The organism is Pseudarthrobacter sp. ATCC 49987, assembly GCF_009928425.1.
GTDB lineage: Bacteria > Actinomycetota > Actinomycetes > Actinomycetales > Micrococcaceae > Arthrobacter.
This window is the reverse complement of the sequence record NZ_JAABNS010000001.1, coordinates 3,845,517-3,869,528: the sequence shown is the minus strand read 5'-3', so window position 1 is coordinate 3,869,528 and position 24,012 is coordinate 3,845,517. Positions and strand designations below refer to the sequence as shown.

Below are 24,012 nucleotides of genomic sequence, written 5' to 3'. Positions count from 1 at the left end.
GCAGCCTTCCCGCCCGGTTGTTTCGGGCCGGACCACCGGAAGCCCGGCGTGTTCACAGGACACGCCGGGCTTCTCGGTGTCCGGTTCAGTCCCTGCCGGTGCCCAGCACTGCGGCCAGATCGTATGTGACCGGCTCCTCGAGCTGTTCGTCGGTGCAGGAGCGCGGGTCCCGGTCCGGGCGCCAGCGGACAAACTGCGTGGTGTGACGGAACCGTTCGCCCTCCATGTGGTCGTACTTCACTTCCACCACCCGGTCCGGCCGGAGCGGGGTGAAGGAGAGGTCCTTGCCGCCGCTCCACCGGCTGCCCTCGGCGTTGCGGGGTGTACGGGTCCCGTCCTCCTGCCGGGCCCGGTCCCAGGGATGGTCTTCGAAGCGGGTTACGAGCGGCTGGAGTTCCTCGAAGAGTTCCTTGCGGCGCTGCATCGGGAAGGCCCCCACCACGCCGACGTTGGCGAGTCGACCGTCGTCGCCGTAGAGCCCCAGCAGCAGTGAGCCGATCCGGTCCGGGCCGGAGGTGTGCACCCGGTACCCGGCGAGAACGCAGTCCGCGGTGCGTTCATGCTTGACCTTGAACATCGAGCGCTTGTCCGGCTGGTACGGCCCGTCCAGCGGTTTGGCCACGATCCCGTCAAGCCCGGCCCCCTCGAACTGGTGGAACCACTCCTCGGCGGTTCCCCTGTCCCGGGTCGCGGCGGTGAGGTGGATCGGCGCGGCACTCCCGGCGAGCACGCGTTCCAGCGCCGCGCGCCGCTCGGCAAAGGGACGCCCGGTGAGGTCCTCGTTGTCGAGGGCCAGCAGGTCAAACGCGACAAAACTCGCCGGGGTTTCTTGGGCCAGCAGCCGGACCCGGCTTGCGGCGGGATGGATCCGTTGCTGCAGCGCCTCGAAGTCGAGCCGGTCCCCGGCGGCGCCAACGAGGATGATCTCGCCGTCGAGCACGCAGCGCGGCGGCAGGTTTGCCTTCAACGCCTCGACGAGTTCGGGGAAGTAGAGGGTCAGGGGCTTGCCGTTGCGGCTGCCGATCTCCACGTCCCCGCCGTCGCGGAAGATGATGGAACGGAACCCGTCCCACTTCGGCTCGAACATCACCGGGCCAGGAGGCAGGGAACTCACGGCCTTCGCCAGCATCGGCGCGATCGGGGGCATCAGCGGCAGTTGCATAGGCCCCATTCTGGTCCCGCCATCCGCTGCCCGCCAGAGGACGCAGGCAGGGACGGCCGGGGACGGTTTTCCTCGACAACTGGCCGGCCGGCCCGGCGGGGTGCCGACGCCGGTAACGGCGCCGGCGCGGAACGCTTACCCGCCTCTTACCGCGCCGAAACGCGGCGGCAACATTGGCACACGACACTGGAAGTGCCGGCAAGAGCAGGCACCAATCTCCAGTCCGGGAGGCCCCGCCATGTTGAAGGAAGCCAAAGCCCATGTGACCCGCGTCCGCGCCCTGGAACAGCTGCACCGCGGCGACGAGATCGAGGCGCGCCTGAAGGTCGGCCCCAACTACGACGACGTTGTGATCCGCCGCGGCAGCGTCCAGGAAACCGCCCCCGGAATCGGCGTGGTGTGGATCATGGACCGGCAGTCCGGCACCCGGAAAGCCATTAACACGGATGAATGCAGCCTCTGGCGGGTCGCCTGAGGCGGTGTTTGGGCGGAGCGCGCCGTCCCCGCCGCAGCGTTCGAGCGGGGCCGCGGGCGTAGTCAGTAAGGACTGCCCGCGGCCAGGGGCGCAGCCACGTGGCTCATCCTGGGTCCGGCTGCGAAAGGGAATGCAGCCACTCGATCGCGCCGTCGGTCATCGGGTGGGGGGTGCCGAGCGTTTCGAGGAAGGAGCGCGCGTCGCACATCTCGGCCTCCCGCCGCACGGCGTGCACCGGTGTCCCTTCAAGTATTCGCGCCACGAGCGCATGGCCCGACGGTCCCAGCTCCGAAGCGATCTGGTCGATGATCCAGTCCCCGGCTCCTACTGCCCGGGCGGCCGTGACGGACTCAAGAATTGTCGTCGCGAGACCCTTCATAAAGACGCTGCGGAGCAGCTTCAGTCCGGCGGCCACACCGGCTTCGTTGCCCACACTGGCCGCCGGGACTCCCCATCCGGTAAGGACGGACAGCAACGCATCGGCCCCCGCACCGCTCAGCAGCAGGGGCGTCCCGATCCCTGCGCGCGGAACGGGCGCAAGGATGGCGACGTCAACGAACGCGATGCCGAGTTGCTCCGCACGATCCGCCAGCCGCCGCTTGTCAGCAGGGTGGGCGGTGTTCATGTCGGCGAAAATGCCCGCCGGTTCCATCGCGGGCAGCGCCTCCTCAAGGACAGCTCCCGCAGCGCGCCCCCCGACCAGGCTCAGCACCAGGTCGGCCCCGCGGACGGCTTCACCGGTGTCGCCGGCGGGGGTGACCCCGGCCGGAACGTCGGGGACGGCCGGATCCGACGCCGCAACGTCCACTCCGCGCCGGGCAAGGTCCGCCGCATAGATGCTCCCGGCTTCCCCGAGACCCAATACGGCGACGCGCATGCGGACACTCCCCTCCGTTGCTCCTAAGATTGTAGACAAAATGGTGTCCCGCATCGGGGCCCCTTCCTTGTTCGGACATTCTGGGAGTTGAGTGCACATGTCGTCAGCATCTGGCGGTCATCCAGCGGCGGCCGAAGCGGCAGCCACCGTCGACCCGAGGGTCACCGACATCATCCGGGACTCGATCATCCGGGGTGAGTACGCACCGAACCAGCGGCTCGTCGAGGCTGACCTCAGTGCTGCGTTCTCGGCGAGCCGGGCCACCGTGCGCACCGCGCTGCTCGAGCTCGCGGGCGAGGGCCTGGTGGAACGCCTGCCGAACCGCGGCTCCCGGGTGCGGGCGATCTCCGTGGACGAGGCCATCGAGATCCTCGAGGTGCGGATGGGTGTCGAGGGCCTGTGCGCCGCGAAGACTGCCGCGAGCATTTCCGACGAGGACGCCGCGGCCCTGGAGGGCCTGCGGGCCCGGATGATCGAGGCGGTGGCCGAGGGCGATCTGGTCGAATACTCGCGCCTGAACCTGTACCTCGACGTCCGGATCCGCGAACTCAGCCGCCATGCCACCGCCTCCGATGTGTTGGCCCGTTTGCACGCGCAGAGTGTCCGGCACCAGTTCAAGCTGTCGTCCCGGCCGCAGCGGGCGAAGGTTTCGGTGCTGGAGCACGCCGCGATCATCGACGCCGTCGTCGCCCGTGATCCCGACGCCGCCGAACGGGCCGTGCGCAACCACCTGTTCAGCGTCATCGACGCCCTGCGCGAGGTCTCGTCGGCAGAATCCGGACCGGTCAACGCCTGAAGCCCGCCCTTCCTGACGGGGCGCCAGGCAGGACGGGGCCTCAACCGGCAGCAGCTCCCGCGGTGCGCCAGCCGCCGTGGTATTCGGTGCGGGCGGTGACGGCGTAGGGCACCGGGCTCACGACGGCGCGCACGCTGAGCTGCTCGTGGGGCTCCACCGTGGTCTTGCGCGATCCGCCGTCGGGCTCACCCCAGACGACGCGGACTTCGGTGCCGATCTCCACGCTGGGGTCCACCGTCGCCAGCGACAGCCCGCGGCGCTCGTTGGCCGTGACGCCGGTGAAGAGCGACAGGCCCACCACCGCGCCGTCGGCGTCCACCACAGAGTCGTAGTTCGACGAGCCGTAGTTCGCGTTGGGGACGTCGAAGAACTGGTAGCCCGGCGTGTCTCGGTCGAGGAAGGACGCCCAGATTTTCGCCAGGTCCTCGTCGTTCCAGGCGAGCGTGACCTTCCTGCGCTGCCTGGCGGGATCGATCTGCTCCAGGGCCTCGCGGCCGATGAAGTCGTGGTCGAACTTCACGAACGAGCCATAGCCGAGTTCCCACGGCGTGAGGTAGTAGTCCTCGATGTCCTTCGAGACGAAGGAGCCGGCGAGCGCGTTGATCGCTTCGTAGCTCGTGGCCGGCAGCCACTCGCGGTAGGCGCGCTCGGCTTCGCTGCTGTAGATGGCCGGCAGCGGCGAAGGAATCCAGCCCGACTCAAGCGTGTTCGAGGAGTAGGCGCGCGAGCCGCAGGGTTCGATGCCGAATTCGGCGCCGGCCTCGAGCACCGCGTCACGGATCTTGCCGTGCTGCTCGTACGGTCCCCAGATCTCCAGTCCCGGGGCACCGGCCATCCCGTGGCGCAGGGTGCGCACCTGTTCCCCGGCAATTGCCAGGTGGCCCATGTGGAAGAACTTCACCTGCTCGAGCGCTCCGCCGTTGAGCTTCTCGATGATCTGCCAGGCGTTGGGGCCCTGGATCTGGAAGCGGTAGTACTCGCGCTGGACGGCGTGGCCGTAGGGGCGCGACGGCGACCGGTCATCGTAGCTGCACTCGACGTCGTACCCGCCGGTCTCGGCATGGAACTGGAGCCAGTTCGCCGCAGGGGCACGTCCGACGTAGACGAAGTCGTGCTCGGCCTGGTGGAAGAGGATGCCGTCGCCGATCACGCCGCCGTTGGACGCCGTCGGCACGAACTGTTTGGCCGTATTCACGGGGAAGTTCGCGAAGCTGTTGACGCCGGTGTCGGAGAGGAGCCTGAGGGCGTCAGGGCCCTTCATGAAGAAGTTCACCATGTGGTGGGACTGGTCGTAGAGCACGGCGGTCTCGCGCCAGGCGCGCTGCTCGCGGCGCCAGTTGGTGAACTCTGCGGGGACCACGGGGTAGATGTAGGTGCCAAGTTGTGAGTTGCGCAAGTGCTCGACGGTGTTGCCTGCCGCATCGAGCACATCCTGCAGGGACTTCTGGGCCATCAGGTTTTCTCCTTCGGTATCACTGTGAACTCCCTCGTTCGGCCCACGGGGCAAATATCGCCGCAGGAGCATTCAGTCCGCGATTGGTGACAAAATTGTAGCCGATGTCTTGACCAGAGTGCCAGAGCGTGGTTCTCTGGCATTGTCCGCGGGTGCATTGTCCGCGGGTGCGGGGCTTTGTCGAGAATGCACGCCGAGGATGCGGGAGCGATCCGGAAAGGACCTCATCATGGGCAACGGAGGCACTGTCCTCGTCGTCAGCGCACACGCGGGCGACTTCGTCTGGCGTGCCGGCGGGGCGATTGCCGCCGCCACCGCCCGCGGCGACCGCGCCGTCGTCGTCTGCCTCTCCTACGGCGAGCGCGGCGAATCCGCCAGTCAGTGGCTGGCCGGAAAGACGCTGGACGAAATCAAAGCGCTCCGGCGCGGGGAGGCCGAGGCCGCCGCAGCGGCCCTCGGGGCGGAAATCGAATTCCTCGACGCCGGCGACTACCCGCTCCTGCCGAGCCGGGAACTGCTCGATCAGCTCGTGCGGATCTACCGCCGGGTGCAGCCCACCGTCGTGCTGACCCACCCCCTGCTGGACCCTTACAACGGCGACCACCCCGCAGCTGCCAGGCTGGCGATCGAGGCCAGGATTCTTGCCCAGGCGATCGGCTACGACGCCCCCGGCGAGGTGCTCGGGGCTCCGCCCGTGTTCTTCTTCGAGCCGCACCAGCCCGAGCAGTGCGACTTCAAGCCCGACGTCCTGCTCGATATCACCTCTGCGTTTCCCGCCAAGCAGCAGGCCATGAAATGCCTGCCCGCCCAGCAGCACATGTGGGACTACTACACCTCGCTCGCCGTGCGCCGGGGCGTGCAGGTCAAGCGCAATGCCGGGCCGAACCTCGGCCTGCCCGTCGACACCAAGGGCGAGGCCTACATGCGCTACTACCCCCAGGTCACCGAGGTCCTCGAGTGAAGACCGTCGTGGTCACCGATGTCGAGCGGGCGGACGCCTCGTCCATCGATGCCCTCGCGGCGCACGGGGTAGCGACCGTGCACGAGGCGATGGGGCGCAGCGGACTCGTCGGCGCCTCGCTCCGGCCCATCCAGGACGGGGCCAGGATTGCCGGCTCGGCCGTCACCGTGCTGTGCTGGCCGGGGGACAATCTCATGATCCACGCGGCCGTCGAACAGTGCCGCCCGGGCGACGTGCTGGTCGTGACCACCACCTCACCCTCGCTGGACGGCTCGTTCGGCGAACTGTTCGCGACGGCACTGCAGCACCGCGGGGTGCGCGGGCTCGTGACAACCGGCGGGGTCCGCGACGTCGCCGAGCTGCGTGCGATGGGCTTTCCTGTCTGGTCTGCCGCCGTCAACGCCCAGGGTACGGTCAAGGCGACGGCCGGCGCGGTGAATGTGCCGATCACCGTTGGCGGCGCCGTCATCTGCCCGGGAGACGTGATCGTGGCCGACGACGACGGCGTGCTGTGCGTGCCGCGCCGCGCCGCGCCGGCCGCACTCGAGGCTGCCGGCGCGAGGGCCGCGAAAGAGGCCGAGTCGCGGGCGGCCTACCGCGCCGGTGAGCTGAGCCTGGACCGGAACCGGCTTCGCGGGGTGCTCGACGGGCTGGGCGTACGCTACCTGAGCGCGGCGGAGTACGAGGCGGACGATGACCGCGGTTGAGGGCATCCCCTGCCTCCTCATGCGCGGCGGCACCTCCAAGGGCGCGTACTTCCTCGCCTCCGACCTGCCGGCAGACCCCGACGAACGCGACGAACTGCTGCTGCGGATCATGGGCACCCCGGACCCCCGGCAGATCGACGGGCTTGGCGGCGCGCACCCCCTCACGAGCAAGGTCGCCGTCATCTCGCCGTCGCCGGACGGCGGCGCCGACGTGGACTACCTTTTCCTGCAGCTGGGTGTCGACACCGCGTTTGTGACCAGCCGCCAGAACTGCGGCAACATCCTGGCCGGAGTGGGGCCGTTCGCACTCGAGCGCGGCCTCGTCCCGGCGGGCGGCGACCACACCGAAGTGCGCATCCGGATGATCAACACCAACAGCTTCGCCACGGCGCGCTTCGCCACCCCCGGCGGCGTGGTGGACTACGACGGCGGCCTCGCGACCGACGGCGTTCCCGGTACGGCGGGCGCGATCCGGCTCAACTTCGAGGGCACCGCAGGCTCGTCGACCGGGGCTCTGTTCCCCTCGGGCCGGGTCCTGGACCGCGCCGCGGACGTGGACGTGACGTGTGTCGACAACGGCATGCCGAGCGTGCTGCTGCGCGCCGCCGACCTCGGCGTCACGGGTGACGAACCGCCGGAAGAGCTCGAGGCGGACGCCAACCTGGCCGCCCGCCTGGCGGAACTCCGCCTGGCCGCGGCCGGGTTGATGGGTATGGGTGACGTCAGCGGCGCCACCGTGCCGAAGCTGGTGCTGCTGGCCCCGCCGCGGGCGGGCGGCGCCATCGCCACACGCAGTTTCCTGCCCGCGCGCGTGCACACGTCGATCGGCGTGCTGGGGGCTCTCACGGTCGCCGCGGGAGTGCTGGCGGACGGGTCGGTCGGCCATGACCTCGCCGCGTTGCCCCCGCCGGGCGCGCCCTTCCGCATCGAGCACCCCTCCGGCCACTTCGACGTCGAGGTCGGCGTCGAGCCATCCGCGGACGGGTTCACCGTCACCCGTTCGGCAGCCCTCCGCACGGCGCGAAAGCTCTTCGAGGGCCGCGCCTTCCCGCGCCCCCGACTGTGACAACCACACCTTAAGAGAGGACCGTTCCATGACCGAGTACACCTCGTTCGACGTCGCCCACCTGGGGAACGTGGAGCTACTGACTCCCACCTTTGAAAAAAGCCTGTGGTTCTTCCGCGACCTGCTCGCCATGCGCGTCGTCGCGGAGTCCGGCGGAGCCGGAGAAAAGACAGCCGGGAAGAAAAGATCGGTGTACCTGCGGACGTGGGACGAGTATCAGCTCTACACGCTGAAGCTCACCGAGTCGGCCGACGCCGGCGTCGGCCGGACCACGTTCCGGACGACCAGCCAGGCGGCGCTCGAGCGCCGGGTGGCGGCGATCGAGGCGACCGGCCTCGGCGTCGGCTGGGTGGACGGCGAGGTGGGCACGGGGCCGGCCTATGCCTTCCGCGACCCCGACGGGCACGACCTGGCGATCTACTACGAGACCGAGCGGTATGTGGCCACCGATGACAAGCCTGCGCTGAAGAACCAGGCCTCGGCCTTTCCCGGCCGCGGCGTGAACGCCAGGCGGCTGGACCACATCAACTTCCTGGCCAGGGACGTGGTGGCCAACGGAGAGTTCGTGGCGAAGGCGCTCGGGGGACGCGAGAGCGAGCGCATCAAGCTCGACGACGGCGGCTATGCCGCCTGGTGGTTCCACTTCAACAACAAGTCCTACGACATCGTGTACTCCGACGACTGGCTCAAACACGGCAACCGGCTGCACCACGTCGCTTTCGCCCCCGACACCCGCGAGGACATCCTCAAGGCGGCCGACATCTTCCTGGAGAACGGCATCCACATCGAATCGGGCCCGCACAAGCACGCCATCAACCAGACCTTTTTCCTCTACGTCTGGGAGCCCGGCGGCAACCGCATCGAATTCGCCAACGCCGGTGCCCGCCTGCTGCTGGATCCTGACTCGCCGGTGGTGGAATGGACCCAGGAGGAACGCAAAAAGGGACAGGCCTGGGGCATGAAGACGATCGAGACGTTCCACACCCACGGAACGCCCAACGTGGCCTCTAAGGCCACCGACGAAATGAACGTATCCGGCAGTACTGCACAGAGAGGTGCGAAATAATGACCAACGAAACAGAGACGTCGACGCCGGTGACGACCGGATTGTATATCGGGGGGACCGAACGCCAGGCCGCCTCGACCCTGGAAATCGTGGACCCGGGAAAACCCGGCGTGACGGTCGGGCACGCCGCCGCGGCGGGCCCCGGCGACGTCGAGGACGCAATTGCGGCGGCGAAGGCCGCTTACCCGGGATGGTCTGCGCTGAGCGCGCAGGAGCGTGCGGAACAGATGCGCGTGGCACTCGAGGGCATTGCCGAGTTCCGTGACGAGGACGCCGCCATCCTGTCCCAGGAGAACGGGAAGATCCGGATGGAGTCATGGGTCGACTCCCTCGTCTTTGAGATCCGCTGGAACCTCGCCCTCTCGCTGGCAGACGAGGTGGACGCCACCAAGGTGCTCCCGCCGGCGCCGGGAATCCCCGTTTCCACCACCGTCGCCTTCCAGCCGCTCGGCGTCGTGACGGTCATCGTGCCGTTCAACTGGCCCATCGCGATCCTCGCGGCCTCCCTGCCGCACGCGCTGCTGGCCGGCAACACCGCCATCGTGAAGCCCCCGCCCACGGCTCCGCTCGCAACAGCCCGGGTGGTGCAGAGGATCGCGGAGAAACTGCCGCCCGGCGTATTGAACGTCGTGACGGGCAAGGACGCCGACATGGCCGCCCTCATCACGAGCCCCGACGTCGCAAAGGTCTGCTTTACCGGCAGCGTCGCCGGCGGCAAGCGCATCATGGAGATGGCCTCGAAATCGCTGACCCGGGTGACGCTGGAACTCGGCGGAAACGACGCCGCCGTCGTGCTGGCGGACGCCATCCTCGACGACACCCACCTCGACCGCCTGTACGCGGCGATCTTCGACACGACCGGGCAGATCTGTATGAACGCGAAGCGGATCTACGTGCACCGTTCGCGCCTGGACGAAGTCGTCGCGGGGCTGTCGGGCCGGCTGGAGCAAGCCGTGATCGGCTACGGGCTGGACGAGGGGACCACCATGGGGCCCCTGCACTCACCGGTGCAGAAGGCATTCGTAACCGAGATCATCGAGGAGGCAAAGGGAGCGGGCGCCGACGTCAGGGAGTTTGGCACGCTGCCGACGGACCCCGCCCTGCGTGGCGGGAACTTCCTGCGCCCGGCACTGGTGATCGACCCCGACCCGTCGCTCCGGGTCGTCACCCAGGAGCAGTTCGGGCCGGTCATCCCGCTCATCCCGTTCGACACCGAGGACGAGGCGGTCCAGGCCGCAAACGCCACATGGGCGGGGCTCTGCGGCTCGGTATGGACTGCCGACCCTGGGACGGCGGACCGCGTGGGCGGAAAGCTGGTCTGTGGCTATGTCTGGGTCAATGACCACGGCGCCACGCGGCTCGACCTGCGCGCTCCATTCGGCGGGATGAAGCAGTCCGGCATGGGCAGGGAACAGGGCATCGAGGGCGTCCGGGCGTTCCAGGACACCCGCGCGATCGCCCACCTCGAGCCCCAAGTCCCGGCGGCGGGCTGACGTGGTGCGCCCACTTCTCGATACCTATGGACAGTCCCTATCTACATAGGTAAAGTCGGAAGTGGGCGCACCGTTGCACCCACCGAAAGGACTCCCTGATGGCGACTCGAATCAGGCCCGCTACGAACCGGGCAGCATCGCTGGAACTCATCCAAGATTTCTCCCTCGAAATGACCGGCAAGGACATCACCGCCCTTACCGAGGCAAAAGACCACATTCCTCCCCGCACGCGGATCAACATCACCTTTCTCGGCAACGAGGACCTGGAGATGCGCGTCGCCGCTGCCAGGATGGTCCGCGACCTCGGCTTCGTGCCGGTCCCGCACATCTCCGCCCGCCGCCTGAAGTCCCGGGAGCAGCTCGAGGAATTCCTGGGACGCCTCCAGGAGGTCGGTGCCTCGGAGCACGTTTTGGTTGTCGGTGGTGACCCCGCCACGCCGGAGGGTCCCTACGAGGACTCGCTCGCCATCATCCGCAGCGGCGTGCTGCAGCAGTTCGGAGTGCGCGAAGTCGGCATCGGCGGATACCCGGAGGGCCACCCGGACATCCCGCAGGAGACACTCTGGCGAGCCCTGGAGGACAAGACCGCGGCCCTCGCCGAGCAGGACCTCGGCGCCAGTATCCTCACCCAGTTCTCATTCGACACCGATCCCGTGGCCGACTGGATCGATGCAGTGCGCGCCAGGGGCATCAACGCCCCGATCCGGGTCGGTACGCCCGGACCGGCGGGCATCAAACGGCTTCTTGGCTTCGCCCGCCGCTTTGGCGTCGGCGCTAACGCAATGATCGTAAAGAAGTACGGTTTTTCGCTCACGAACCTCATGGGCGACGCCGGCCCGGACCGGTTCGTCAACGATCTTGCGGCCGTCCTTGCAGAACACACCCCCGGCCCGCAGCCGCACATCGGAGGCCGGATCGGGCTGCACTTCTACACCTTTGGCGGCCTGTCGGCGACGGCGGACTGGGTCCGGCAGTTCGTCTCCGAGCAGGGCTGAGGCGGCCAGACCATCGTTTTCTGACCCCAACCATCCCACGCCGCAGGCTTCCTCCCCGGGGCCCCGACACAACAGTCCGACAGCACCAACCGACACAGAACAAGAGGTTCACCGTGGCACCTAAGAATCTGCAGGAAGTCCTCGACGCATCCCACGGTGCAGTCGACCTCCTCCGCAACTCCCAGATCGGCTCGTACATCTACCCGGTGGTTCCGGCCGACTTCCAGAACTGGATCAAGGAGCAGACCGCCTGGCGCCAGACCGCCGTGCTCTACGACCAGTCGCACCATATGGACAACCTGTTTATGAAGGGCTCCGACGCGATCAAGCTGATCACGTCCACGGCGATCAATTCGACCGCCGTCTTCCCCGTCAACAAGGCGAAGCAGTATGTGCCGACCACCGAATCCGGACACGTCATTGGCGACGGCATCCTGTTCCGCGAAGCCGAGGACGAGTACGTCTACGTCGGACGCGCCCCGGCCGCGAACTGGCTGCTCTACCACGGCGAAACCGGCGGCTACGGGAATCTCGACATCACGGTGGACCGCCGTTCGCCCTCACGGCCCTACGGCAATCAGGTGACCCGCCAGTACTACCGCTTCCAGATTCAAGGCCCGAACGCCTGGCAGGTGATCGAAAAGCTCAACGGGGGACCGCTCGAGCAGCTCAAGTTCTTCAACATGTCGACCATGACGGTCGACGGTACGACCGTCCGCACCCTCCGCCACGGGATGGCCGGCGCGCCCGGACTCGAGATCTGGGGCCCGTACGCCGACCACGGCCGCATTCGCGACGCGATCGTCGAGGCCGGCGCCGAGTTCGGGCTCGTTCCGGTCGGTTCCCGCGCCTACCCGTCCAACACGCTCGAATCAGGCTGGATCCCGTCGCCGTTGCCGGCTATCTACACCGGCGAAGCCGAGCGCGGCTATCGCGAATGGCTTCCCGCGGACGGCTACGAGGCGACCGGGACACTCGCCGGTTCCTTCGTGTCCGGGAACATCGAGGACTACTACCTGACTCCCTGGGAGCTCGGCTACGGCTCGTTCGTGAAGTTCGACCACGACTTCATCGGACGCGATGCCCTGGAGCGGATCGACCCGGCCGCGCAGCGCAAGAAGGTCACCCTGGCCTGGGACGCCGCAGATGTCACGTCAATCTTCGCGTCGCTGTTCAACGTGGAAGGACCGAGCTACAAGTTCTTCGACCTGCCGCTGGCAAACTACGGCTCGGCGAACTACGACTCCGTAGTCGACGCCGACGGAACGGTCGTCGGATACTCGATGTTCACCGGCTACAGCGCGAACGAGCGGCGGGCACTGTCGCTCGCCACGATCGACGCCAATGTTCCCGAGGGCACCGAACTGAGGGTCGTGTGGGGAGAGCCGAACGGCGGAACCGCCAAGGCTGCCGTGGAGCCGCACGTGCAGACCGAGGTGCGCGCCGTCGTCAGCCCCGTGCCTTACTCCTCTGTCGCACGCGCCACATACCAGGGCGGCTGGCGCACGAACTACCAGTCGGCCTAGGCTGGGAACCTCGGTGCAAGGGGGCCGCGGCGCCCCCTTGCACCTCCCTTTAGCCACTCAAGGAGTACCGCATGAGCCTTCGATACGCGCTGCTTGCGTTGCTGCGCGTTGGCCCGCTCTCCGGCTACGAACTGCAGAAGCAGTTCTCCTTGTCGGTGGGGCACGTGTGGCACGCCCCGGACTCCCAGATCTACCCCGAGTTGCGCAAAATGGAGGCGGAGAACCTCATCGAGGGCGAAGAGCAACCGAGGGGCCAGCGCGCCACCAGGCGGGTCTATCACGTAACGGATGCCGGGAACCGGGCCTTCCTGGCCTGGATGCAGACGCCCTTGGAGTACGCACGCGTCCGCGATCCCGCCCACCTGCGGGCCGCCTACCTCGAAGCGGTGTCTCCCGGGGCGGCCCGCGATTTCTTCCGCAGGCACAGTGCGCAGTGGGAGCTCGAGCTCGCGCAATGGGAGGGTGAACTCCTCCGGATCGCCGAGGTGGCCAACCCGATGCTGGTGCGGCGCCTCGCGGTCACTGAACCCGCGGACCGCGAACGCACAATCGCGTTCAAACGCTTCACTTACGAGGGCCTCGTTGACCGGGCCCGCGTCGAGATTGCCTGGGCAGAGCGTGGGCTCATGCTCATCGACGAGCTGGAAGCCTCGGGCGGAGCGTGGACTGACCCGAGCGCCTCCCGCGTCTAGCGGCACCGCCTCTGCCTGCCCGCACTCCCGTTGCCGTCCACCCCTGCGCCGTCCCGGCCCCTGGTCCGGGACGGCAGCGGGGGTGCGGCCGCGCCGTGCGGCTATCCGAAGGCCTCCGCCGTCGCGTATCCCTTTCCGTTGTACTTCTGCACGATCACCGACGACACGGCCGGCTGCCCGTCGACTGTCGTGTCAATCGACGTGCCCGACAGCATCAGGGGTGCCTGCAGGCCCTTGATGTTCCGCAGGGCGGTCATGAAGCTGTCACGCGTCGGCTCGGTCATGTTCTTGAACGCCTGCTCGAGAGTGGCTCCCACCATGTAGCTCCACATGCAGTGCGGGAACGCCGGCATGTCCGGGTAGTTGCCGTACTGCTTGAGTTCCGAAAGGAACTTGACGACGTCGGGGTCCTTGGCGAACGCCGGGCTCTGCGGCGCCTTGGCGAACGATACGGAGTAGATGCCAGGGTAGGCACTCGCGCCGCCGGGCTCAAGGATCGCCGTCGGGCTGGAGGTATTGGAGGGGAGGAACCAGCTGGGCTTCCAGCCGATCTGCTGCGCCTTCTGCAGCGAGGAGATCGTGAGCGGCGTGACCGACATGGCGTTGAAGAAGACGTCCGCCCCTGACGCGGCGAGCTGGGTGAGCTGCGCGTCCACCGAGGTGTCAGTGGCCTCGTAGGTTTGTTCCCCGACCACCGAGATGTTGGATGCGCCCTTGATGGCCTCCTTGAAGCCCGACACGTAGCCCTTGCCGTAGTCGTCGTTCTGCGACAGGATGGCGACCTTGTGCTGATCCTTCGATGCTGTCAGCAGCTTGCCGAACGCAGCTCCCTCATTCTGGTAGATCGGCACGAACCCCAGCTGCCAGGGGCTCTGCTTCTGGTCGCTGAACAGAGGGTCGCCGGTCATCACGAGCACCTGCGGGACCTTCTGGCTGATGGCGGCCTCACGGAAGGCCCGGTTGGTCGGGGTGCCGAGGCCCGCCGTGGCGGCGAATACATTGTCCGACACCATCTGCTGGAAGTTCGCAAGCGATTTCTGCGGATCGTAGGCGTCATCGTAGGACTTGATGGTGACGGTGCGTGTCTTGCCGTCGCCGAACTTCACGCCGCCCGCCGCGTTCACCGCACCGAAGTAGGCCGAGACGCCTGCAACAGTGCAGGTTCCGGGGCCGGCCGTCGCGCCGCTGAGCGGAGTGGTGATACCGAGAGTGATCGACGTGTCCGTAATGCCGGGGGAAGCCCCCGAGCCGCCGCCCTGCCCGGAACCACCGCGGGTGCAACCCGAGAGGGAGAGCGCGAGGATCGATGCCACCGCGACGACGCCAAGGACCCCGCCTGGCTTTTTGCTAATCTTCATGATCGATCTTGCCTCTCTGTGTTTTCGTGTCCCTCCCGCGCGGCGTCCGGAACCGGATGCTGCGCAGGAGCGGTTTGCGGGGGGTTCCCGGATCTGGGGCGGGCGGTCCGCCGGCGGCTGAGCCGGCGGATCACTCGCGGAAGGCTAACCAGTCCTCCGGGCAAAAGGAACAGCACCGCGAGGAGGATCGCGCCCTGGCTGACAGCGGTGAAGTTCGGATCGATCGCGTTCGTCAGCTGCGGAACGAAAACGTAGTAGGCGCCGCCGAGGAGCGAGCCCGCGATGCTTCCGGCACCGCCGATGACCATCGCCGCAACGAGACTGATGGAGTGGCCGAAGCTGAGCGTCTCCGGCGAGGTGTACTGCACGGCCGCGAGGTAGAGGAAGCCGCTCGCCCCGCCGAATATCGACGCGATGGTGAAGGCGAGCACCTTGGTGCGGTACGGCGAGACTCCCATCGAGGCAGCGACGGCTTCGTTCTCGCGGACCACCGCGAACGCCCGCCCGTACTTGCCACGCACAAGGCTTCGGGCCAGCAGGAACGCGGCGGCCGTCACCACCAGCACGATGTAGAACTGCCACTGGTCGTTGTACAGGCCAGACCATTCGGGTGCATCCGAGAAGCGTGCTGAAATGCCCTGCGAGCCACCCGTGAATTCTGAGAGGCGCTTGGCCAGGGGGACGCCGACGATCGGCAGCGCGATGGTCACCATTGCGATCGCCAGACCACCGAGCCGGGCAGCGGCGAGTGCCACCAGCAGCCCCACGATGCCCGCACTCACGCAGGCCGCCGCGAACACCACAATGATGCTCCAGCCGTGGTTGACGCCGTAGGCGGTGACGTAGGCGCCGAGCCCGACGAAGAAGATCTGCCCCAGGTTGACCTGTCCGGTGTAGCCCATAACGATGTTTAGCCCCAACACCGCGACGGCGTAGACGCCAATGCGCACCAGGGTCTGGTTGGCAAACGCCGGAAGGACGAGCGGGGCGACGATCAGCGCAATCGCTACCACGGCAGTGAGGGCGATCCGCGCCGGCCTGGTGCGAAGAGCGGACGATACGGTACCCATCAGACCCTCACCACGACCTTTCTCCCGAACAGGCCTTGGGGACGGACGATAAGGATGACGAAGATCAGTACAAACGGCACGGCGATCTTGAGGTCATGACCGATGAAGGGCACGTAAACAGCCACCAGGTTCTCCAGCACGCCGATCGCCGAAGCGGCCACGACACAGCCGATCGGGCTGCTCAAGCCGCCGAGGATGACGGCGGCGAGCGCGTAGACCAGCGCCGTGTCGAGCATGCCCGGAGTCAGCGTCAGCTGCGGGGCAACGAGGACGCCGGCAATTGCCCCGAGGGTTGCAGCAAGCCCCCAGCCGACCATCAGCAGCCGGCCCACCGGGAGTCCCGAGAACGCAGCTGAGCCTGGGTTGTCGGCCACCGCGCGGAGCGCGAGCCCCAGCTTGGTGCGGAGGAACAGCACCTGCAGAACCACCATGATCACCACGATCGTCACCGTCGTTGCCAGCGCCCGGACGCTCACCACAGCGCCGAGGATTTGCACGCTTGTCAGCGGGAACAGCGACGGAAACCCGAGGTTGTTATAGCCCCAAAGTACTGCGCAGATGCCCGTGACAAGGGTGAGCAAACCGATCGTCACCACGACGGCCGTGTCGGGATCGCCCCGCTCGAACCGGCGGACGAGCAACCGCTCCACCAGCGCGCCGATAAGGAACGAGAGCACCACCGCAACGAAGATCGCGACGATGAGCGGCAAGCCCAGCTGGACGAAGACGTAGGCGATGTAGCTGGACAGCACGGCCATGCCGCCCTGGGCGAAGTTGATGAGCCCGGTCGCCTGGTTCACGAGCACGATCGCGAGGGCCAGGGCCGCGTAGATGGAGCCGGTCGAGAGGCCGTCGACAACGAGTTGGATGAAGGTGCCCATACCCGTTCAGCCCCCCAGGTAGGCGCGGCGGATCTCGTCCATGCCTTTGAGTTCGGCCGAGGTTCCGGTCAGCACGTTGCGGCCCGTTTCGAGCACGGTCGCCGTGTCCACCAGCGAGAATGCGAGGTTTGCGTTCTGCTCGACGACGACCATGGCGATGCCGGACTCGCGCCGGAGCCGGCGGATCGCGTCATACACTGTCTTCGCCGTGCTGGGTGCCAGCCCGAGCGACGCTTCGTCGAGCAACAACAGCTTGGGCTTGGCCATGAATGCCCGGGCCACAGCGAGCATCTGTTGCTCCCCGCCGGACAGTGCCGCCGCCCGCGATCCGACGCGGTCCTGCAGCTGCGGGAACAGGTCCAGACAGTAGTCGACGTCGGCGGAGATCGCCTGCCGGCCCTTGCGAAGGTAGGCGCCAACCATCAGATTCTCGCGCACGCTGAGCTGGCCGAGGGTACCGCGGCCCTCCGGGACGTGGGCGATCCCCAGGGCGGCCACCTGGTCTGGGCGCAAGCCCCGGATGTCCCGTCCGTCGAACGTGATCCGTCCACCGGTGCGCACCGTGCCGCTGATCGCGCGCAGCGTGGTGGTCTTGCCGGCCCCGTTCGCGCCGAGGATTCCTACGGACCCGCCCTCGGGCACACTGAGCGAGACCCCGTCGATCACTTGCACAGGCCCGTAGGACGCGGTCACGTCGGCGAGTTCAAGCAGCGTCATCCGCGGCGTCCTTCCCGATGTAGGCCTCGATCACACGGGGATCGGACTGAGCCTCGGCTGCGGTCCCCGCCATGAGCTTGCGGCCGTGGTCGAGCACGACGACCTGGTCGGTGAGGGCCGAGATAAGTCCCATATGGTGTTCGACGATGATGATCGTGATGTCCTGCTCGGCGCGGATCCGCTTCACAGTCGCGATGAGTTGCTCGACTTCGCCGTGTGATAGTCCCGCTGCGGGCTCATCGAGCAGCAGCAGGGCGGGCTTGGAGAGCAGAGCGCGCCACAGTTCAACACCCTTGTGAAGCCCATGCGAGAGTTCGTCGGCCGGCAGATCCGCCGCCCACGCGAGACCTGCGCGGTCGAGAAGTTCGAGCGCTTCCGCTCGGATCCCGCGCTCGGCCCGGGCAGTGTAAGGCAGCCTGAGCGCCCATGAAACAGGGCCGCCGGGGAGCCGGATGTGCCCCCCGAGAAGCACATTCTGCAGGACGGTGGCGTTCAGTTGCAGCGCGGGGTGCTGGAAGGTGCGCGCCAGCCCCAGCCGCGCGAGGCGCGCCGGGGCACTCCCTAGCACCTCGGTGCCGTTAATGGTGATCGACCCGGAGTTCGGCTTGTAGTGGCCGCTGATGCAGTTGAAAAGCGACGTCTTGCCGGCACCATTGGGGCCAACCAGGCCGAGGATGACGCCCGGTTCGACGTCGAAGCTCACGTCCTGCAGCACCTTGACCCCACCAAAGTGCAGGTTCACGTCCTTCAGGCTCAGGCTTGCGGCCACCGGAGCACCTTCCTGTCGCATCATTGCTAGGAACCGACGCGATCGGTCACGACCGCCCGAGACCGACGGTACGGATGGCAGACGAAATTGTCAACGATCTGGAAGGAGCCTTGCTGGACGTTGGGGAGTGCCGGCAGGCAGAGCCTAGCCGCCGGCCACGGACTGGATGATCAGGACCTCCTGCCCCGGGGACACCTCCGTGGCCAGGCCCTGCAAGCGGCGGATTTCATTCCCGTTGACGTATATGTTCACGTAGCGTCGGATCGCCCCGGTCTCATCACGCAACCGCCGCGACAGGGCGGGGTACTCCCCCGTCACCAGGTCCAGCAGCCCCTCCACCGTCACCGCCGTTGCGGCGGGGGGAGTCAGGAAGGCCTGCCCGCCGGCGAGCGGCTGCAGCACACTGGGCAGCACCACACTGATCCCGGCCACGGCGCCTCAGGCATTCACGGCAGCGCCGGGGGCCGGGGACACCGCGGCGGCACGCACGCACAGCACGTCCGGCAGGTGCGAGGCCACTTCGGCGAAGTGTCCCCCCTCGTCGGCGCTGGCGTAGACGCTGCCGCCGCGTGTGCCGAAGTACACCCCGGCCGGCTCCGCCGCGTCGACGCAGGCGGCGTCCCGCAGTACGGCGTTGAACTCCGCTCCGGGCAGGCCATTGTCCAGGCGCTTCCAGCTCGCCCCGGCGTCGTCTGTGCGGTGAACCGCCAATTTCCCGTCCGGCGGGATCCGTTCGCCGTCCGCCTTGAGCGGGATGACCCAGGCGGTGCCGGCCCGGCGCGGATGCGTGAGCATCACGAAGCCGAAGTCCGCAGGCAGGCCTTCCGCGATCGATTCCCAGCTCTCGGCGTCGTCGTCGCTGCGGTAGACACCGTGATGGTTCTGCGCGTAGAGGCGGCCGTCAACGGAAGCATCGGCGGCAATCTTGTGCACGCACTGGCCGAATTCGGGATTGGGGTCGGGCATAAAATAGGCCGAGATTCCTTTGTTGCGCGGTTCCCAGGAGCTGCCGCCGTCGAGCGAGCGGTAGACGCCGCCAGTGCTCATCGCGACGTGCACCTTCTCGCCGGAGTGATCGACGACGATCGAGTGCGCCGCGGCGCCGCCATAGCCGGCTCCCCATTCACTGCGGTGCGGGTGGTCCCAGAGCCCGCGGTTGAGTTCGAAGTGTTCGCCGCCGTCGGTCGACTTCCACACGGAGATGGGTTCGCAGCCGGCCCAGACGACGCCGGGGCGGGACTCGGCGTCGGGGTGGATCTGCCAGATGCGTTCGAGGGCAGCATCCGTGCCCTCGGGGAAGCGGATGGCGCCTTGTTCGGGCTCGTTCCAGGATTCGCCCAGGTCATCAGAGTGGAAAACTGTGGGGCCCCAGTGCTCGGAACGGACACCGACCAGGATCCGGGTCCGGCCGTCCCGCGTATCGATGCCGATGCTGGGGACCTCGCTCATCAGGAAGTGCGGGCCGGAAAGAGACCAGTCCTTGCGGTCCGGACTCGTCGCCAGCCAGAGGCCTTTTTTGGTGCCGATCGCCAGGATATAACTCGCTGCGGTAGCCATGCCCCCATGCAACCACCCCGGATAGAGGGCCGCAATGGTTTTTGGCCGTTTGGTTTTGTCCGGCTCTGTCAGTCCACGAATTCGGACTGCGTCTCGACGAAGTCCCAGTCGGCGTCGGTCAACACCCCGGAAACGCCCGCCGGGTGGGGGCCGCCGGCTTCGGCGATGCCTTGCAGCACGGGCAGCGGCAGCTCGGGTGCGCGCAGGTTTTCCCGCAGCCACTCCTTGCTCGCCAGATCCAGATCCAGCCACCACATGAAGATTTCCACAGCGGTCACCCTTTCCTCGGTTCCTCAACGTTAGGCCGCGTACAGGAGGTGTTCAAGGGCGGCCGGGCTTTGGCCGCTGGCGGGCCGGGAACACACGTCCGTGGACCGGGGTCAAGACCGGGGAGTAAGCCCCTGTTCCTGCCACGGGTCGGGGGACACAATTGAGTATGTCCGCCGAACGCCCGAGTGCTCCGTCTCCCCTCGTGGTCGGTGTGCTCCCTGGACAGAGCCCCGAAGTGCTGCAGACAGCTGGCCCGCTGGCCAGCAAACTCGCCACCGAGCTGATCTGCGCTTACGTGGATGAGGCCAGCTACCTCGTGGAGTGGGATCCGGCGCGGTCCGCGCACCGGCTCTCCCTGCACCCGGACACCGACAACGCCGAGATCCGGGCCGTGACCCAGGAGCTGCGCACCAGCATCGGCCTGGCCTGCGACCCGCTCGGCATCCACTGGACCCTGCGGACGCTGGCGGGGGATCCGGCCCGGGCGCTTGGCAAGCTGGCAGCCGAGACCGGTGCCGCAATGATCATCGTGGGCACACCGGAGCCCGGCCTGGGACACCGGATTTCCGCCGCCCTCAACGGTTCGGTGGCCGCGTGGCTCAGCCACCACCAGGACCATCCGATCCTGATTGTTCCGGTCCGCGCCGCAGTCCACCACCGGACAAGGCATGGCTCCTGACGCGGTGTCGTGCTGCGGGCCGGCCAGACCGTCCCGCCTAACCGGGCCCCCGAAAGTAAAGTGAAAGTAGTTATTCGGGGTGCTGGCTTTCTCCGGCTACCGCCACGTAAGCTTGAATGCGTAGGCCAGAGATCGACGGCCCACCCAAAGACTGCTCCGGAGTGCGTATCCCCCAATAACGCACTCCGGAGCTCTTTTGTGTCCGGACCTTTTCCCCACGCCTTCCCCACGCGCGCCATGCAGATACCCCCGCGGGGTACTTGTGTTATACCCCTAGGGGGTATATGTTGGGGTCATGAAACAGCCCGAAGTCCCCGTTGTGGCACCCGCGGACACAGAGCCGCACCAACAGCACGGCTACGCATCCAACAAGGACGCCTACCTGCGGCGGCTGAAGCGGATCGAGGGCCAGGTGCGCGGCATCGCCCGGATGGTCGAGGAGGACAAGTACTGCATCGACATCCTTACCCAGGTCGCCGCCGTCACTAAAGCCCTGCATGCCGTCAGCCTCGGGCTGGTGGAGGAACACATCGGCCACTGCGTCGTCGGCGCCGCTTCCGAACCGGACGCCGAGCTTCGGGCTGAAGCCATCGACTTCAAGGTCAAAGAGGCCACCGATGCCATCGGACGCCTGCTGCGGTAGCGGCAAGACCACCCACCACACCACCGGACTGATAAACCACGAGCGGTCCAACTACTAGGAGCAAGCCATGAGCACCGTTTCCACCACCGTCAACGTGTCCGGCATGACCTGCGGCCACTGCGTGTCCTCAGTCAGCGAAGAACTCGAGTCCCTGGCCGGCGTCGAGAAGGTCGACGTCGACCTCAACTCCGGGGGCATCTCCACCGTCACCATCACCTCCACAGGCGCCCTGTCATCCTCCGAGATCGGCGAGGCTGTTGCCGAAGCGGGCTACCTGGTTGTGTCCAACGAGGCCTGAGCACCGCCATACCCGCAGCGCACAGCACCAGACAGACAGACAGACAGGGAATGCCGTGAGCAGAGAGCAACTGCTGGACCAGCCCGGAACCCGGGTAATCGAGCTCGATATCGAGGGCATGACCTGCGCCTCCTGCGTCAGCCGCGTCGAACGCAAACTCGGAAAGCTCGACGGCGTCACAGCCACCGTGAACCTTCCCCTGGAATCGGCCCATGTCACAGTCCCCGCAGCCGTCACCGACGCCCAAATCACCGCCACAGTAGAGGCAGCCGGCTACAAGGCGACAGTGCGCGGAGGTGAGGATTCCACGCGCGCCGACGGTGCCGGCATGCGGCAACATGCGTCTAAGGTGGGGCCACGCCGGCAGGGTTCCCTGGCCGAGCTTGCGAGGTCAGGGGGCCGGCGGGGAGGAACGAGCGAGCACGCGGAGCATGTGCCCGGTGGCGTCGCGGCTGGTGACTATCCGGCGTCGGCCGTAGCAGCCAAGCTCCGCCCGCGCCTGGCCGCCGCGGCCACCCTCACCATCCCGGTGTTCCTGATTTCAATGTTCCCCGCCTTCCAGTTCGCCAACTGGGGCTGGACAGCAGGAGCCCTGGCCCTGCCGGTGGTCACCTGGGCCGCCTGGCCGTTCCACCGGGCCGCCGCCATCAACGCCCGGCACTTCGCCTCCACGATGGACACACTCGTCTCCATCGGCGTGACCGCGGCCTACGTCTTCTCGGCGTGGCAGCTTTTTGCGGACCCGCGGATGACTGACCATCCGCAGGGTATGGAGGGTATGGAGGGCCTGGGCTCCGGCGGACTGTACTTCGAAGTTGCCGCGGTGGTCACCACTTTCCTGCTGCTGGGCCGGTACCTGGAGGCCAATGCCAAACAAAAGGCCGGAGAAGCTCTCAAGGCCCTGCTGAACCTGGGTGCCAAGGATGCCACCGTCCTCCGGAACGGCCAGGAGCAGCAGATCCCGGCTGATCAGCTGGGGGTGGGTGACCTTCTGGTGGTCCGCCCCGGCGAGAAAATCGCGACGGACGGCATCGTCGTCGAGGGATCCTCCGCGGTGGACGCCTCGCTGGTGACGGGCGAATCCGTGCCGGTGGAAGTCGGCCCGGACACCCCTGTCACGGGCGCCACCATCAACACCTCCGGCCGCCTGCTGGTCCGCGCCACGCGCGTCGGAGCCGAAACAACGCTGGCCCAGATGGGCCGGCTGGTCGCCCAGGCGCAGACCGGCAAGGCGCCGATCGCGCGCCTCGCGGACCGGATCAGCGCGGTGTTCGTGCCGGTGGTCCTGGCCATCGCCGCGGTGACCTTTGGTGCCTGGCTGCTCGCGGCCGGCCCGGCCATCAGCGACACCGAACTGCGCGCCGCATTCACGGCCGCCGTCGCGGTGCTCGTCATCGCCTGCCCCTGCGCCCTGGGCCTGGCCACCCCCGTGGGACTGCTCACCGGGACAGGCCGGGGTGCGCAGCTGGGTATCCTCATCAAGGGACCGCAAGTCCTCGAGGACACCCGGACCGTGGACACCATCCTGCTGGACAAGACCGGCACCGTGACCAGCGGACACCTCGCCGTCGACGGCACCGAGGTATTCGGGGCCTTCACCCCGGCTGAAGTCCTGCGTCTGGCCGGGGCGGTCGAGGCCGCATCAGAACACCCGATTGCCCGTGCGGTCGCCGCTGCCGCGCTTTCCGCCGAGCGCCACAGCAACGACGCCGGCGCCCTTCCCGCCGTCGCCGACTTTGGCTCCGCACCGGGCGGCGGAGTCACAGGAAAGGTCGGGGGCAGGGTCGTGACGGCAGGAAGGACGGGCTGGCTGCAGGAGAACGGCATCTCCCCCACAGCCGCACAGCTGGCGGCCTTCAGCTCAGCCGAAGGTTCCGGGGCCACCGCCATCTGGCTCGCCGTGGACGGGCAGCCGACCGGAATCATTAGCCTTCGGGACACGCTCAAGCCGGGCTCCGCAGCCGCGATCCTGCGGCTCCGGGAGCTCGGGCTGCGGCCGATTCTCCTGACCGGGGACAATGCGGCTGTCGCGGCGCAGGTGGCCGCCGACGTCGGCATCGCGCCCGAGGACGTCTTCGCCGGGGTGCTGCCGGCGGGCAAGGTCGAGGCCGTGCGGAAACTGCAGGCGGCAGGCGCCACCGTGGCCATGGCCGGCGACGGCGTCAATGACGCCGCGGCGCTGGCCCAGGCGGACCTCGGCATCGCCATGGGATCCGGCACCGACGTCGCCATCGAGGCCGCGGACCTGACGGTCATGGGCAATGATTTGGGGCAGGTGGCCCAGGCCATCGAACTGTCCCGCCGGACCCTGGCGACCATCAAGACAAACCTCTTCTGGGCCTTTTTCTATAACGCCGTCGGGATCCCGGTGGCTGCCCTGGGCCTGCTCAACCCGATGATCGCCGGCGCCGCCATGGCAGCCAGCTCCGTACTGGTCGTGACCAATTCGCTGCGGCTGCGCAGCTTCGGGAAGTAAGCCGCCCGGCTGCGTTCTGGCCGGA

25 protein-coding genes are annotated in these 24,012 nt (G+C 67.6%); 14 read left to right on the top strand and 11 right to left on the bottom strand.

All coding sequences use genetic code 11. The features are described from left to right. Positions 1–85: 85 nt before the first annotated feature. Complete coding sequence (locus tag GXK59_RS17940; protein WP_160668716.1) at positions 86–1,162, bottom strand: ATP-dependent DNA ligase; 1,077 nt, start codon at positions 1,160–1,162, stop codon at positions 86–88. Positions 1,163–1,400: 238 nt separating this feature from the next. Between GXK59_RS17940 and GXK59_RS17935 the strand changes: the two genes are divergently transcribed. Next, a complete protein-coding gene (locus GXK59_RS17935; protein ID WP_160668715.1) occupies positions 1,401–1,637 on the top strand; it encodes a hypothetical protein in 237 nt (78 codons plus the stop codon). A gap of 103 nt (positions 1,638–1,740) precedes the next feature. On the opposite strand, the gene GXK59_RS17930 is transcribed toward GXK59_RS17935, so the two are convergent. Beyond that, positions 1,741–2,514, bottom strand: coding sequence for an NAD(P)-dependent oxidoreductase (locus GXK59_RS17930; RefSeq protein ID WP_160668714.1), 774 nt, complete (start codon positions 2,512–2,514; stop codon positions 1,741–1,743). Between the two features lie 97 nt (positions 2,515–2,611). On the opposite strand from GXK59_RS17930, the gene GXK59_RS17925 reads away from it, so the two are divergent. Then, positions 2,612–3,310: a GntR family transcriptional regulator gene (locus tag GXK59_RS17925; RefSeq protein ID WP_160668713.1), complete on the top strand. Its 699-nt coding sequence runs from the start codon at positions 2,612–2,614 to the stop codon at positions 3,308–3,310. Positions 3,311–3,350: 40 nt separating this feature from the next. Here GXK59_RS17925 and ligM (GXK59_RS17920) read toward each other — a convergent pair whose 3' ends face one another. Further along, positions 3,351–4,763 carry a vanillate/3-O-methylgallate O-demethylase gene (gene ligM, locus GXK59_RS17920; RefSeq protein WP_160668712.1) on the bottom strand — a complete coding sequence of 471 codons (1,413 nt, stop codon included), beginning with the start codon at positions 4,761–4,763 and terminating at the stop codon, positions 3,351–3,353. A 229-nt stretch (positions 4,764–4,992) separates the two neighbouring features. Here ligM (GXK59_RS17920) and GXK59_RS17915 point away from each other — a divergent pair, with 229 nt between their 5' ends. From GXK59_RS17915 to GXK59_RS17880, 8 genes are all read left to right on the top strand, one after another. Then, positions 4,993–5,724, top strand: coding sequence for a PIG-L deacetylase family protein (locus GXK59_RS17915; protein ID WP_160668711.1), 732 nt, complete (start codon positions 4,993–4,995; stop codon positions 5,722–5,724). Then, positions 5,721–6,431: a 4-carboxy-4-hydroxy-2-oxoadipate aldolase/oxaloacetate decarboxylase gene (locus GXK59_RS17910; protein WP_160668710.1), complete on the top strand. Its 711-nt coding sequence runs from the start codon at positions 5,721–5,723 to the stop codon at positions 6,429–6,431. The genes GXK59_RS17915 and GXK59_RS17910 overlap by 4 nt, the downstream gene beginning before the upstream one ends. Beyond that, positions 6,418–7,497 carry a 4-oxalomesaconate tautomerase gene (locus tag GXK59_RS17905; RefSeq protein ID WP_160668709.1) on the top strand — a complete coding sequence of 360 codons (1,080 nt, stop codon included), beginning with the start codon at positions 6,418–6,420 and terminating at the stop codon, positions 7,495–7,497. The genes GXK59_RS17910 and GXK59_RS17905 overlap by 14 nt, the downstream gene beginning before the upstream one ends. Positions 7,498–7,525: 28 nt before the next feature. Continuing rightward, positions 7,526–8,563 carry a VOC family protein gene (locus tag GXK59_RS17900; protein WP_160668708.1) on the top strand — a complete coding sequence of 346 codons (1,038 nt, stop codon included), beginning with the start codon at positions 7,526–7,528 and terminating at the stop codon, positions 8,561–8,563. Then, a complete protein-coding gene (locus GXK59_RS17895) occupies positions 8,563–10,056 on the top strand; it encodes an aldehyde dehydrogenase family protein (RefSeq protein ID WP_160668707.1) in 1,494 nt (497 codons plus the stop codon). Before GXK59_RS17900 ends, GXK59_RS17895 begins: the two co-directional genes overlap by 1 nt. Positions 10,057–10,154: 98 nt before the next feature. Next, complete coding sequence (locus GXK59_RS17890) at positions 10,155–11,051, top strand: methylenetetrahydrofolate reductase (RefSeq protein ID WP_160668706.1); 897 nt, start codon at positions 10,155–10,157, stop codon at positions 11,049–11,051. Positions 11,052–11,164: 113 nt separating this feature from the next. Then, the gene (ligM, locus tag GXK59_RS17885) at positions 11,165–12,577 is read left to right on the top strand and encodes a vanillate/3-O-methylgallate O-demethylase (RefSeq protein WP_160668705.1); all 1,413 of its coding nucleotides are present in this window, start codon (positions 11,165–11,167) and stop codon (positions 12,575–12,577) included. Between the two features lie 71 nt (positions 12,578–12,648). Next, positions 12,649–13,269 (top strand): PadR family transcriptional regulator, encoded by a 621-nt coding sequence (locus tag GXK59_RS17880; RefSeq protein WP_160668704.1) that lies wholly within the window; start codon positions 12,649–12,651, stop codon positions 13,267–13,269. 101 nt (positions 13,270–13,370) lie between these two features. Here GXK59_RS17880 and GXK59_RS17875 read toward each other — a convergent pair whose 3' ends face one another. From GXK59_RS17875 to GXK59_RS17840, 8 genes are all read right to left on the bottom strand, one after another. Next, positions 13,371–14,627, bottom strand: coding sequence for an ABC transporter substrate-binding protein (locus GXK59_RS17875; RefSeq protein WP_160668703.1), 1,257 nt, complete (start codon positions 14,625–14,627; stop codon positions 13,371–13,373). Beyond that, entirely contained in the window at positions 14,624–15,697 is a 1,074-nt protein-coding gene (locus GXK59_RS17870) for a branched-chain amino acid ABC transporter permease (protein WP_160668702.1), read from the bottom strand. Before GXK59_RS17870 ends, GXK59_RS17875 begins: the two co-directional genes overlap by 4 nt. Beyond that, entirely contained in the window at positions 15,697–16,578 is an 882-nt protein-coding gene (locus GXK59_RS17865) for a branched-chain amino acid ABC transporter permease (RefSeq protein WP_160668701.1), read from the bottom strand. The genes GXK59_RS17870 and GXK59_RS17865 overlap by 1 nt, the downstream gene beginning before the upstream one ends. Positions 16,579–16,584: 6 nt before the next feature. Continuing rightward, positions 16,585–17,295 carry an ABC transporter ATP-binding protein gene (locus tag GXK59_RS17860; RefSeq protein ID WP_160668700.1) on the bottom strand — a complete coding sequence of 237 codons (711 nt, stop codon included), beginning with the start codon at positions 17,293–17,295 and terminating at the stop codon, positions 16,585–16,587. Further along, positions 17,282–18,064 carry an ABC transporter ATP-binding protein gene (locus GXK59_RS17855; RefSeq protein ID WP_202129158.1) on the bottom strand — a complete coding sequence of 261 codons (783 nt, stop codon included), beginning with the start codon at positions 18,062–18,064 and terminating at the stop codon, positions 17,282–17,284. The genes GXK59_RS17860 and GXK59_RS17855 overlap by 14 nt, the downstream gene beginning before the upstream one ends. A gap of 144 nt (positions 18,065–18,208) precedes the next feature. Beyond that, entirely contained in the window at positions 18,209–18,496 is a 288-nt protein-coding gene (locus GXK59_RS17850; RefSeq protein WP_160668699.1) for a MoaD/ThiS family protein, read from the bottom strand. Between the two features lie 6 nt (positions 18,497–18,502). Then, on the bottom strand, positions 18,503–19,621 hold the full coding sequence (locus GXK59_RS17845; RefSeq protein ID WP_160668698.1) for a WD40/YVTN/BNR-like repeat-containing protein: 1,119 nt from the start codon (positions 19,619–19,621) through the stop codon (positions 18,503–18,505). Between the two features lie 68 nt (positions 19,622–19,689). Continuing rightward, positions 19,690–19,890 (bottom strand): hypothetical protein, encoded by a 201-nt coding sequence (locus tag GXK59_RS17840; protein ID WP_160669251.1) that lies wholly within the window; start codon positions 19,888–19,890, stop codon positions 19,690–19,692. Positions 19,891–20,057: 167 nt separating this feature from the next. Here GXK59_RS17840 and GXK59_RS17835 point away from each other — a divergent pair, with 167 nt between their 5' ends. The 4 genes from GXK59_RS17835 to GXK59_RS17820 all read left to right on the top strand — a co-directional run bounded on the left by GXK59_RS17835 (position 20,058) and on the right by GXK59_RS17820 (position 23,987). Then, positions 20,058–20,570, top strand: coding sequence for a universal stress protein (locus GXK59_RS17835; RefSeq protein WP_160668697.1), 513 nt, complete (start codon positions 20,058–20,060; stop codon positions 20,568–20,570). 295 nt (positions 20,571–20,865) lie between these two features. After that, positions 20,866–21,213: a metal-sensitive transcriptional regulator gene (locus GXK59_RS17830; protein WP_160668696.1), complete on the top strand. Its 348-nt coding sequence runs from the start codon at positions 20,866–20,868 to the stop codon at positions 21,211–21,213. A gap of 67 nt (positions 21,214–21,280) precedes the next feature. Continuing rightward, positions 21,281–21,511 (top strand): heavy-metal-associated domain-containing protein, encoded by a 231-nt coding sequence (locus GXK59_RS17825; RefSeq protein ID WP_160668695.1) that lies wholly within the window; start codon positions 21,281–21,283, stop codon positions 21,509–21,511. A 55-nt stretch (positions 21,512–21,566) separates the two neighbouring features. Beyond that, positions 21,567–23,987: a heavy metal translocating P-type ATPase gene (locus GXK59_RS17820; RefSeq protein ID WP_160668694.1), complete on the top strand. Its 2,421-nt coding sequence runs from the start codon at positions 21,567–21,569 to the stop codon at positions 23,985–23,987. Positions 23,988–24,012 lie beyond the last annotated feature (25 nt).